General features: G+C 72.8%; 10 protein-coding genes. 7 read left to right on the plus strand and 3 right to left on the minus strand.

Annotated elements, in window-relative coordinates:
- The first annotated feature begins 139 nt into the window (after window positions 1–139).
- Complete coding sequence (locus AB5J73_RS44560) at window positions 140–769, plus strand: TetR/AcrR family transcriptional regulator (protein WP_370965603.1); 630 nt, start codon at window positions 140–142, stop codon at window positions 767–769.
- An 80-nt stretch (window positions 770–849) separates the two neighbouring features.
- Here AB5J73_RS44560 and rpsA read toward each other — a convergent pair whose 3' ends face one another.
- A complete protein-coding gene (rpsA, locus tag AB5J73_RS44565; protein WP_086860859.1) occupies window positions 850–2,349 on the minus strand; it encodes a 30S ribosomal protein S1 in 1,500 nt (499 codons plus the stop codon).
- Window positions 2,350–2,632: 283 nt separating this feature from the next.
- Between rpsA and AB5J73_RS44570 the strand changes: the two genes are divergently transcribed.
- From AB5J73_RS44570 to AB5J73_RS44595, 6 genes are all read left to right on the plus strand, one after another.
- Entirely contained in the window at window positions 2,633–3,484 is an 852-nt protein-coding gene (locus AB5J73_RS44570) for a class I SAM-dependent methyltransferase (RefSeq protein ID WP_370965605.1), read from the plus strand.
- Entirely contained in the window at window positions 3,481–4,392 is a 912-nt protein-coding gene (locus AB5J73_RS44575; RefSeq protein ID WP_370965607.1) for a GNAT family N-acetyltransferase, read from the plus strand. The genes AB5J73_RS44570 and AB5J73_RS44575 overlap by 4 nt, the downstream gene beginning before the upstream one ends.
- A gap of 15 nt (window positions 4,393–4,407) precedes the next feature.
- Entirely contained in the window at window positions 4,408–5,328 is a 921-nt protein-coding gene (locus AB5J73_RS44580) for a GNAT family N-acetyltransferase (RefSeq protein WP_370965609.1), read from the plus strand.
- Between the two features lie 108 nt (window positions 5,329–5,436).
- Entirely contained in the window at window positions 5,437–6,120 is a 684-nt protein-coding gene (locus tag AB5J73_RS44585) for an ABC transporter ATP-binding protein (protein WP_370965611.1), read from the plus strand.
- Window positions 6,117–8,012, plus strand: a complete 1,896-nt coding sequence (locus AB5J73_RS44590; protein WP_370965613.1) for a YhgE/Pip family protein — start codon at window positions 6,117–6,119, stop codon at window positions 8,010–8,012. The genes AB5J73_RS44585 and AB5J73_RS44590 overlap by 4 nt, the downstream gene beginning before the upstream one ends.
- Complete coding sequence (locus AB5J73_RS44595; RefSeq protein WP_370965615.1) at window positions 8,009–8,581, plus strand: TetR/AcrR family transcriptional regulator; 573 nt, start codon at window positions 8,009–8,011, stop codon at window positions 8,579–8,581. Before AB5J73_RS44590 ends, AB5J73_RS44595 begins: the two co-directional genes overlap by 4 nt.
- 204 nt (window positions 8,582–8,785) lie before the next feature.
- Here AB5J73_RS44595 and AB5J73_RS44600 read toward each other — a convergent pair whose 3' ends face one another.
- Complete coding sequence (locus tag AB5J73_RS44600; protein ID WP_370965617.1) at window positions 8,786–10,387, minus strand: trypsin-like peptidase domain-containing protein; 1,602 nt, start codon at window positions 10,385–10,387, stop codon at window positions 8,786–8,788.
- A 214-nt stretch (window positions 10,388–10,601) separates the two neighbouring features.
- Window positions 10,602–11,147: an EF-hand domain-containing protein gene (locus AB5J73_RS44605; protein WP_370973514.1), complete on the minus strand. Its 546-nt coding sequence runs from the start codon at window positions 11,145–11,147 to the stop codon at window positions 10,602–10,604.
- Window positions 11,148–11,217 lie beyond the last annotated feature (70 nt).

The following is an 11,217-nucleotide window of genomic DNA, read 5'->3' on the forward strand; positions in this document are numbered from 1 at the left end:
GACCTGCGTCCAACGGACGGCAACACCGCAGATCCGGACATCCGGCTCATTCCCAAGACGCGCCGGATATCGTATCTTCTGCTGCGGGTGGGTCGCCCGGACGCCGTCTGCGCCCGGCCGCCGCGAAGGGGGTGCGCCGATGGCCACCAGGCACTTGTCGATGCGCCCTGCCGACCAGGGCAGCCGCGAACGCTTCCTCGACGCGGCGCTTTCCGTGCTGGTGAACCGGGGTGTTCCCGGCCTGACCGTCCGCGGTGTCGCCGAGGCGGCCGGCGCGTCGACGATCTCCGTGTACGCCCGCTTCGGCGGCCGCGCGGGCCTGCTCGACGCCCTGTACGAGCGCACGTTCGACTCGCTGCGGGAGATGCTGGAAGGCCTGCCGCCGTCGAGCGCGGACGGGGTCGCGGACGTGCTGCACCTGGCCCTCGAGTACCGGCACTTCGCCCGCGAGAGCCCGGCCCGCTACGCGCTGATGTTCGAGCGCCCGGTCCCCGGCTTCGACCCGGACCCGGCGCTGCGCTCGGCCGTGCTGCGGACGACGTTCCGGATGTTCGTCGAGCGCGTCCACCGCGTGTGCCCGCCGGGTGCGGACGCCCAGGCCGCGGCGTACCAGCTGTGGACGGCGATGCACGGGCTGGTGGGCGCGGAGCTGATGCTGGCCTCGCGGACCCCGCTGGCGGACTGGTTCATCCCGCCCACCGAAGAGGCGAACGAGGAGATGTACCGGCAGGGCGTCACCGCGATGATGCGCGGCCTCGGCCTGCGCTGAAACCCCGAACCGCAGACGCGAAAGAACCCCCGGTCCGAAGTGGACCGGGGGTTCCGTCGTTCAGCTCAGAGAGCTAGTGCTCACGCACCGCCGGAGAGCTTCTCGCGGAGAGCCGCGAGCTGCTCGTCGGAGGCGAGGGTGCCACCGCTGCTCTTCGTGTCGGCCGGAGCCGAACCCGAGGTGTAGCTTTCCGCGCCGCCTTCGATGCCGGTCGCGGCGTCCGCGGCGGCTTCGGCGTCGGCCTCGACGGCCTTCTGGACCTGCTTCATGTGGGCCTCGTAACGAGTGTGCGCCTCGGCGTACTGGCGCTCCCACTCCTCACGCTGCTTGTCGAAGCCTTCCTGCCACTCCTGCGTGTCCGGGTCGAAGCCTTCGGGGTAGATGTAGTTGCCCTCGGCGTCGTACTCGGCGGCCATGCCGTACTGGGTCGGGTCGAACTCGGTGTCCGGCGTGACACCCTCGTTCGCCTGCTTCAGCGACAGCGAGATGCGACGGCGCTCGAGGTCGATGTCGATGACCTTGACCATGACGTCGCCGTTGACCTGGACGACCTGCTCCGGGATCTCCACGTGGCGCTCGGCCAGCTCGGAGATGTGGACCAGGCCCTCGATGCCCTCTTCGACGCGCACGAACGCACCGAACGGAACCAGCTTGGTGACCTTGCCCGGCACGATCTGGCCGATCGCGTGGGTGCGGGCGAACTGGCGCCACGGGTCTTCCTGGGTCGCCTTCAGCGACAGCGAGACGCGCTCGCGGTCCATGTCGACGTCCAGGACCTCGACCGTGACCTCCTGGCCGACCTCGACGACCTCGGACGGGTGGTCGATGTGCTTCCAGGACAGCTCGGAAACGTGCACCAGGCCGTCGACGCCACCCAGGTCCACGAAGGCACCGAAGTTGACGATGGACGACACGACGCCCTTGCGGACCTGGCCCTTGGCGAGCGCGTTGAGGAACTCGCTGCGCACCTCGGACTGGGTCTGCTCGAGGTAGGCGCGGCGGGACAGGACCACGTTGTTGCGGTTCTTGTCCAGCTCGATGATCTTCGCCTCGAGCTCGCGGCCGACGTACGGCTGCAGGTCGCGGACGCGGCGCATCTCGACCAGGGACGCGGGGAGGAAGCCGCGCAGGCCGATGTCCAGGATGAGGCCGCCCTTGACGACCTCGATGACGGTGCCCTTGACGGGCTCGTCCTTCTCCTTGAGCTCCTCGATCGTGCCCCAGGCGCGCTCGTACTGCGCACGCTTCTTGGACAGGATCAGACGGCCTTCCTTGTCCTCCTTCTGGAGAACCAGGGCTTCGACCTCATCGCCGACGGTGACAACCTCAGCCGGGTCGACATCGTGCTTGATGGAGAGCTCACGCGAGGGGATGACACCCTCGGTCTTGTAGCCGATGTCGAGCAGGACCTCGTCGCGGTCGACCTTGACGATGGTGCCTTCGACGATGTCGCCATCGTTGAAGTACTTGATCGTCTTGTCGATCGCCGCGAGGAAGTCTTCCTCCGACCCGATGTCGTTGATGGCGACCTGCTGGGGCCCGGTGGGGGCGGTCGGGGCGGTGGCGGTGTCGGTGGTCATTAGGCGGGTTGCTCCGGTGGATGGAATCGAGGGTTGGCAGTTGTCGGCGCGAATGGGTGCATGCGTCGACCCTGCGAGCAAACGTCCACCAGTGAACGACCGCGGCATGACCCGCATACGGTGCGCGACCCGAGTCCCAACCAGAAGCTGAGCGGAAGGCAGCGCGAACCCACTGCGCTAACACTTATCCTACGCGGCGGTCGCCGGGCGGCACAATCAGGGTCCCCGCCGCTCGCTAAGGTCCTCGCGGAAGCAAACCCCCCAGGGACCGGAGACCACCATCATGCCACCGGAGGAGCCGCCCGCGCCGGGGCGCCACGACGCGGCCGAGCACCGGCTGGGCACCGCCGCCGTCGCCTACCGCGAGGTCGGCGGCCCGGAGGCCGCGGCGGCGAACCTCGCCTGGTGGGACGCCGACGCCGACGACTACCAGGCCGAGCACGGCGGCTTCCTCGGCGACGCCGACTTCGTCTGGTGCCCGGAGGGCGTGCGGGAGGCGGAGGCGCGCCTGCTCGGCGACGTCCGCGGCAAGCGCGTGCTCGAAGTCGGCTGCGGGCAGGCCGCCAGTTCGCGCTGGCTGAAGGCCGAGGGCGCCGACGCGGTCGCGACCGACCTCTCCGCCGGCATGCTGCGCCACGCCCGCGAAGGCAACGCGCGCACCGGCCTCGCCGTGCCGCTCGTGCAGGCCAACGCCGAGTACCTGCCGCTGGCGTCCGGCAGCTTCGACGCGGCCTGCTCGGCCTTCGGCGCGATCCCCTTCGTCGCTTCGGTGGACGCGGTCTTCGCCGAAGTGCACCGGGTGCTGCGGCCGGGCGCGCCGTGGGTGTTCTCGGTGACTCACCCGATGCGGTGGATCTTCCCCGACGACCCGGGCCCGCAGGGGCTCACCGTCACCCAGCCGTACTTCGACCGGACCCCGTACGTCGAGGTCGACGACGAGGGCACCGCCACCTACGTCGAGTACCACCACACCCTCGGCGACTACGTGCGGGCGCTGGCCGCGGCCGGGTTCGCGCTGACCGACCTGATCGAGCCCGAGTGGCCGGCCGGGCACACGCGGGTGTGGGGCCAGTGGAGCCCGCTGCGCGGGAAGCTCTTCCCCGGCACGGCGATCTTCCGCACGCACCGCTCGTGAGCTCCCTCGAGGAGCAGCAGAACGCGCGGTTCGCCGCGCTCGACCCGCTGCTGCCGCCGATCGCGGCCCCGCCGGCGGTGAGCGAGCCGCTGGTGGTGACCACCGGCGGCCGGAAGGCGGGCGGCCTGCTGGCGCACCACGTGCACGCGGCGGGCTCGTGGCCGGCGCTGTGGGGGCCGTCGGAGGTGTGGGACCTGACCGCGGTGCCGGGCGACAGCGGCGCGGCGGGCCTGGCCGCGTTGCTGGACGCGTGGCGCGAGCGGTTGCGCGGGACCCGGCCGAGCCCGGACTCGGGCTGCACGCTGGCCTGGCCGAGCCGTGACACCGAGGCGGCGGCGGTGCTGCTGGCGCACGGGTTCGCGCCGTCGACGTGCCTGGCGGTGCGGCCGCCGGACCCGCCGGCGGCGCCCGGGCCGTCGCGGGTGACCGTCCGCCGAGCCGGGGACGGCGACGTCGAAGCGCTGACCGACCTGCGGCTGGCCGAGTGGCGGTACACCTCGCTGGTCGGCACCGCGGTCCCGCGGCCGGGCGCGCGGGCGCTCCTGCGCGCGGAGGTCGTCCGGTCGCTGCGCTTCAGCGGCCTGGTCTGGCTCGCGGAGGACGACGGCGTGCCGGCCGGACTGGCCGCGTGCGCGCTGGCGGCCCCGGCGCCGGGCGACAGCATCCACGGACGGCTGCGGCCGGGGCGCTGGGGGTACGTCGACACGCTGTCGGTCGCGCCCGCGGCGCGCGGCGGCGGCGTGGGCCGGGCGCTGATGGCGGTGGCGCACCGGGAGCTGCTCCGGCCGGGCTCGCTGGGGACGTTCCTCTTCTACCACCCGGCGAACCCGCTTTCGCCGGTGTTCTGGCACCGCCAGGGTTATCGTCCACTGTGGACCATGTGGATCCGGCGCCCGGCCTGGTCCTGACCGCGAGGGGGAACCATGGACATCCCGGAGCCGCTGCTCGCGGCCCACCAGGCGCGGTTCGCGGCGGTCGACGCGCTGCTCCCGCCCGCCGCACCGCCGGCCGCCGGCGAGCGGCTGGACGCGGCCACCGCGGCCGGCGCGCAGGTCACCGGGGTGCTCCAGCGGCACCGCTTCGGTCCCGGCGACGTCCCGATGCTGTGGTCGGCCGCCGACACCTGGCAGCTCTTCCCGTACTTCGGCGACACCGGCACCGAGGGCGTGGACGTGCTGCTGCGCGCGCTGCGGGGCCGGCTGGACGCGGAGGCGACCGGCGACGACTCGGCGTGCGTGGTGCTCTGGCCCAGCCGGGACGCCGAGGCGATCCGAGCCTTCCTCGACCACGGCTTGGTCCCGCTGTCGGCGGTCGGCGTGCGGACCGCCCCGCCGGGCGAGACGGACCCCGCGGTCACCGTCCGCCGCGCCGGACCGGCCGACTACGCCGCCGCCGTGGCGCTCGCCGAGGCGACCTTCGACTACACCGGCCTGGTCGCCGCGCCCCGCCGGGCCAACACCGCGGAGCTGCTGGGGCCCGCCCTCCGAGCCGCTCTCGACGAAGCCGAGCCGCCCGTCTGGCTGGCCGAAGAAGCCGGCGAGACCCGCGCGCTCGCGCACTGCGCGTGGGTGGACTCGGTGCCGGGGAGCGAGGCGGGCGAGCTGCTCCCCACCGGGCGCTGGGGGTACGTGAACAACGTCGTGACCGCGCCGGGCGAGCGCGGTGCGGGCTTCGGCCGGGCGCTGATGGCCCACGTGCACCGGGAGCTCCACCGGGGCGGCGCCACCCGCACCTACCTCTACTACAACCCGACCAACCCGCTGGCCTCGGTGTTCTGGCACCGGCAGGGCTATCGTCCACTGTGGACGAGCTGGGAAGTGCGCCCGGCGGCCGCGCTCCGGTGAATCACTCGCTCGTGTGACGTGCGTCCGGTGATCTTGCTCCAACCTCCCGGCGGGACTACGTTTTTGAACTGACCGGTCAGTTCAAAAGTTCTCGAAGCGGGAGAAATCGTGCAGGTCCGAGCCGATCGCGTGTCCCTCGAAGGGCACCACGGCACCTTGTTACCGCCCACCTCGCTGACCTTCGGCGAGGGCGACCTGGCGATCGTGCACGGCGAACCCGGCGTCGGCGTCACGGCGTTCGGCCTGGCGCTGGCCGGGCGGCTCAAGCCGACCACCGGCATGGTGCACGCCGAGGGCGTCGACGCGGCCCTGACCGAACTGGTCGCGGTCGTCGACGCGCCCGGCGTCAGCGAACCCGACGACGCCCTGCCCCTGCGCGTGGTCGCCGGCGAGGAGCTCGCGCTGGCGCACCGCCCGGCGGGCAAGGAGGACGTCGCCCGCTGGCTCGGCCAGCACGACGCCGCGCCGTTCGCGGGCACGCGGTTCGAGAACCTCGCGCCCACCCTGCGCACGCGGCTGCTCACCGAGCTGGCCGCCGAGCGCACGGGCGTGCGCGTGCTCGTGCTCGACACCCCGGACCGGCACACCAGCGACGTGGAAAGCTGGGCCGGGCTGGCGCGCGAGCTGGCCGGGCGCGGCCTCGCCGTCGTCGTGCTGACCGCGACCACGCCGCCGGCGGCGCTCCCCTTCCCGCCCGCGCGCATCGGCGCGGCCGAGCAGCCGGAGCCGCAGCACCTCTCCCCCGAACCCACCGAAGAGCTCCCCGAGAGCACTGACGGAGACCCCGCATGAACGCCTTCCGGATCGCGCGCAACGAACTGCGCCGCCTGTCCACCGGCACGATGCCGAAGCTCGCGCTGGTCGCGCTCGTGCTGGTGCCGCTGCTCTACGCGTCCTTCTACCTCTACGCGAACTACGACCCGTACGGCCGCCTCGACAAGCTGCCCGCCGCCGTCTTCACCAGCGACACCGGCGCGAAGGACTCGAGCGGCCAGCAGCGCAACGTCGGCCGCGAAGTGACCGACGAGCTGGTGAAGTCCGGCACCTTCCAATGGCACGAGGTGTCCGAGCAGGAGGCCCGCGACGGCGTCCGCGACGACAAGTACTCGTTCGCGATCGGCATCCCGAGCGGCTTCTCGGCCGCGCTGCTGTCGGTGGGCAACTTCCAGCCGCAGCAGGCGACGATCACGCTGACCACCAACGACGCCAACAACTACCTGTCCGGCACCATCGCGAAGCAGGTCGCCGAGCAGGTGCGCAAGACGATCGCGGAGAAGGTCGGCAGCGAGGCCGCGGACCGGTTCCTGGTCGGCTTCTCCACGATCTACGCCAAGATCCAGGAAGCCTCGACCGGCGCGGCCCAGCTCGCGGACGGCGCGAACCAGCTCAAGTCGGGGCAGCAGCAGCTGGCCGAGGGCGCCGCGAAGCTCGCGGACGGCTCGTCGACGCTGGCGACCGGCCTCGGCACGCTCAAGAGCGGCACCGCCTCCCTGCCCTCGCAGACCCAGCAGCTCGCCAACGGCGCTTCGCAGGTGGCCGCCGGGGACCAGAAGGTCGCCGACGCGGCTTCGATCGCGGCGACGGCGTCGTCCGACATCCAGGGCAAGCTCGACTCCTACCGCAGCCAGCTCCAGACCGATCTGCGCGACGCCGGCGTGCCGGAGGCGCAGGTGCAGGCGATCCTCGCGAAGGCCGACCAGCTGCGCTCGCCGGTCGACCAGGCGAACGGCAAGATCCAGCAAGCCAACGGCGACCTCGCGAAGCTGGCCGACGGCGCCCGCCAGGTGTCCGACGGCGCGGCCAAGCTCGCCGCGGCGTCCCCGCAGCTGGCGAGCGGCATCGCGCAGGCGTCCGACGGCGCGAACCAGCTTCGCGACGGCGCTTCGCAGCTCAACGACGGCGAGAAGACGGCGGTGACCGGGACGAACCAGCTCGCGGACGGCGCGGTGAAGCTGCGCGACGGGCTGGCGGCCGGGCTCCAGCAGATCCCGAACCCGGACGACCCGACCCGCAACGCGACGGCCAACACGATCGCGGACCCGGTGGCGGTGAACGCCAACGGCGAGGCGTCGGCCGGGACGTACGGCGCGGGGCTGGCCCCGTTCTTCATCTCGCTGGCCACGTGGATCGGCGCGTTCGTGCTGTTCCTGATCCTGCGGCCGCTGTCGACGCGCGCGCTGACCGCGGGCGCGGCCCCGTTCCGCGTCGCCGTCGGCGGCTGGCTGTCTTCGGCGCTGCTGGGCATCGCGCAGGTCGTCGTGCTGTTCGGCGCGGTGACCTGGCTGGTCGGCATCCACATCGCGCACCCGCTGGAGGCGATCGGGTTCGCCGTGCTGGTTTCGCTGACGTTCACGTCGGTGGTGCACGCGCTCAACGCGTTCTTCGGCGCGGTCGGCAAGTTCCTCGGCCTGGTCCTGCTGGTGCTGCAGCTGGTCAGCGCGGGCGGCACGTTCCCCTGGCAGACGATCCCGGACGCGCTGTACCCGCTGCACGTGGCGCTGCCGATGGGGTACGCGATCGACGGCTTCCGCCACCTGTTCTACAGCGGCGCTTCCGTGCAGATCCTGGGTGACGTCGGAGTGCTGCTCGGGTACCTGGTGGGCGGGATCCTGGTGTCCACGCTGGCCGCGCGCAAACGTCGCGTTTGGACGGTGTCCGCGCTCAAGCCCGAGCTGAGCCTGTGAGCGGCGGGACGAAGCAGAAGCTCTTCGAGGCGACGCTGGAGCTCTCGAAGAGCCGGGGCCTGGTGGGCCTGACCGTCGACGACATCGCGGCCGCTGCGGGGGTCGCGAAAGGGACGGTGTACTACAACTTCGGCTCCAAGGACGGCCTGGTCGACGCCCTGCTGCGGTACGGCGTGGACATGCTCGCGCTCCGCCTGCGCGACGCCGTTTCGGACGCGGACCCGCTGGACGTGATCGAAGCGCAGGTCGACACGACGCTGGAGTTCATCGCGCAGTACCCGGGGTTCTCGCAGATCCTGGTGAGCGAGCTGTGGCGGACGCCGGGCCAGTGGCACGAAACGCTTTCGCTGCTGCGCGAGGAGATCATCTCGATCGTGAAGCAGCAACTGTCCCGGCTGGACGCGGCGGGCCGCCTGCCGGAGGGCGTGCAGATCCCGACGGCGGCGGCGGGGCTGTTCGGGACGATGCTGGTGGTGGCGCTGGACTGGCAGGTGTTCGGGCCGCAGCGGACGAGGGCGGAGGTCCGGGACGCGGTGATGGTGCTGATCCGCGGCTTGGGCCGCCGCTGACCGTCGCCCGCCGGGCCGTCGGGGCGCCCCCGTTTTCCACGCTACCGGGCGGCACCGACAATTCCGGCGCAGCTACCCCCGGCTTGCGCTGCTGCCCGCCGGCTCGCGGCCCAGCTCCGAGGTCGCGAATGACTCATTCGGGACCTGCGAGGTCCCGAATGAGTCATTCGGGACGTGGGAATCGGCCGCCGCGAAGCAGCCGCGTCAGCCGCGGTCTTCCAGGCGGGCCCGGACCGCTGCCGCGTACGTGTCGACCGCGGTGGCCGCTGCCGTCAGCTCGCAGGGGCCGTCGATCAGCAGGCGCTTCGCCGGGACGTACGCCTGGTCCAGTTCCGGGTCGCTCTCCAGGCCGTGCTCGCGGGCCAGCTCGTGGTCGCCCGCGAGCCGGGCGCGCAGTTCCTCGCGGCGGGCCATCAGGCCGTCGAGGACCGCGCGCTGGCGGCGGCCGTCTTCGACCGCCGGGGCGACCGCGTGCTCGTGGCTGTCGATGTGGCGCTCCACCCACTCCGCGTCGCCGTCGACCTCGGCCGAGCGCAGCTGCTTGAGGGCGCCGCGGAGGCGGTGGGCGCGGGCCGGGAGCATCGCCACGCCGGTGAAGCGCGTCGCCACGCGCAGCTGGTAGGCCTCGATCTCCGCCAGCTCCTCGACGGCCTGCGTCAGCACCTCGAGCCGGCCGGCGAGGTCGTCCGGGGCCGGGCGGGCCGCGGCCGTGCCCGCGCGCACCGCCGCCACGCCGGGCGACGACTCCTCGCGGAAGCCGAGCAGCAGGCGCAGTCCCAGCTCGGCCGCGCGGCCGGCCAGGGGCGCGAGCACCTCGCCGACCAGCCGGTCGGGTTCGGCGGAGTCGTCGATCGCGTCGACGACCAGCGTGCGGCCGGCGACCCCGTTCGTCAGCCGGTCGGCGATGCGGTGGCGGACGGCGTCGGCGGTGCGCCCGGTCGCGTCGACGGCCAGGTCGACGCTGCCCGCCGGCGGCATCGGCCCGAACGCGGGCGGCAGGCCGGCCACGCCGAGGGAGCGTTCGCGGTCGGCGAGGACGATGCCGAACCGCAGGGCCGCCGCGACGGGCGAGCCCGCCTCGCCGGTGTCGACCACCCAGACCGTGCCGGGCTCGGCTTTCGCGAACCAGTCCGCCACCTGCTGCACGAAGGAGACGTCGACGGCTTCGCCGACCGGGCGCGAGAAGCTGGCGTCGACGGCCGGGCTGCCGGACGTCCAGATGCTCAGCTGCGGCAGGTGGCCGAGCATCGTCTCGACGGGCACCATCCACGTCCCGGTGTCCTTGCCGACGACCACGCCGACGACGTGGCCGGTCGCCTCGTCGAGCACCGCCGTGCCGCCGAACCCGGGGCCGAGCGGTTCGGCTTCGGCGGTGCGGAACAGGCGGACCCACTCGCCGCCGGTCGGTTCCGGGGCGCCGAGCCGGGCGTGGGTCCACCGGCCGACCGAGCCGGGCGGGAACCCGAACGCGCGCACGAGCTGGTGCTCACCGAGCGGCATGCGGTGCAGCGGCGCGCGGAACACGCGCGACTCGGGGCGATCCAGGCGCAGCAGGGCGAGATCGCCGTGCCCGCCGCCGTCGGACGGCACCCAGCAGCCCTCGACGACGGTCGCGGTGCCGGGCAGCGCCTCGGCCAGGCCGACGAAGTCGACGGTCAGCGCGGACTTAGGCCCGCCGGCGGTCTCGACGACGTGCGCGCTCGTGAGCACGTGGTACTCGTCCAGTACCGTGCCCGCCCCGCACACCCGGCCGAGTTCGTCGTGCAGCCGGACCCGCCAGCGTCGTCGCTCACGCTCGAACCCCATTCGGCGGACCCTACGCCGTGATCGCCGCGCCGCGGGCGCCGACCTCCCTACCCAGCGGTAATGGCTCACCCGAACGGAGTCCTCCGTTCGTCGCAATGCCAACGGTTTTCGTACGCGGATGACTGAACGAGCCCCCGGGAAGACCGCTCACCGGGACCGTGCCCCCGTCCGCCGGTCTGCCCGAAAGATCACCCGGTACTGCACCGCCGAACCGTCAAACCCGGCCGAACACCCAGCTGCCCGGCGCGGCCGGGTCGTCGCCGGCCCAGAACTCGTACCAGTGGCCGGCGAACTCGTCGCGGGACAGGCGGCCGTCGCCGTCGGTGTCCAGGAGCTCGAACGCCTCCGCGGTGGCCGTCGCCGGGCCGCTCCACGCCTCGATCATCCGGCGGAACTCCGCCGCCGAGATCGCGCCGTCGCCGTTTTCGTCGACCGCCTCGAACATCGCCGAGGCCGTTCCGGTGACCGCGCCGGGCATCCGCGGGAGCTCGTCGACGACGCCGAGGACCTCGTCGAGGGAGACCTTGCCGTCACGGTCGCGGTCGGACGCGTCGCGCAGGGTCGCCCACCAGCCCATCATGATCGCGGCGAGCTTCTCGCCCTCGGGCGTGCCGCCGTCGGTGCCGCGCACGTCGAGCCACCTCGCCGTGAGGGCCCGGAAATCGGACTCGGTCAGGTACCCGTCTTCGTCGGCGTCCATGGCGCCGAAGACGACGGAGATCTTGCGTCGCTGGAAGTCACTGGCCATGGAGGCCAGCATCGCCGCGGCCACCGGCGTCCGACGACGGCCGCCCGAGTACACCCGCGTCACGACCCGGTGATCCGGGTCG

The organism is Amycolatopsis sp. cg9 (assembly GCF_041346945.1).
Lineage (GTDB): Bacteria > Actinomycetota > Actinomycetes > Mycobacteriales > Pseudonocardiaceae > Amycolatopsis.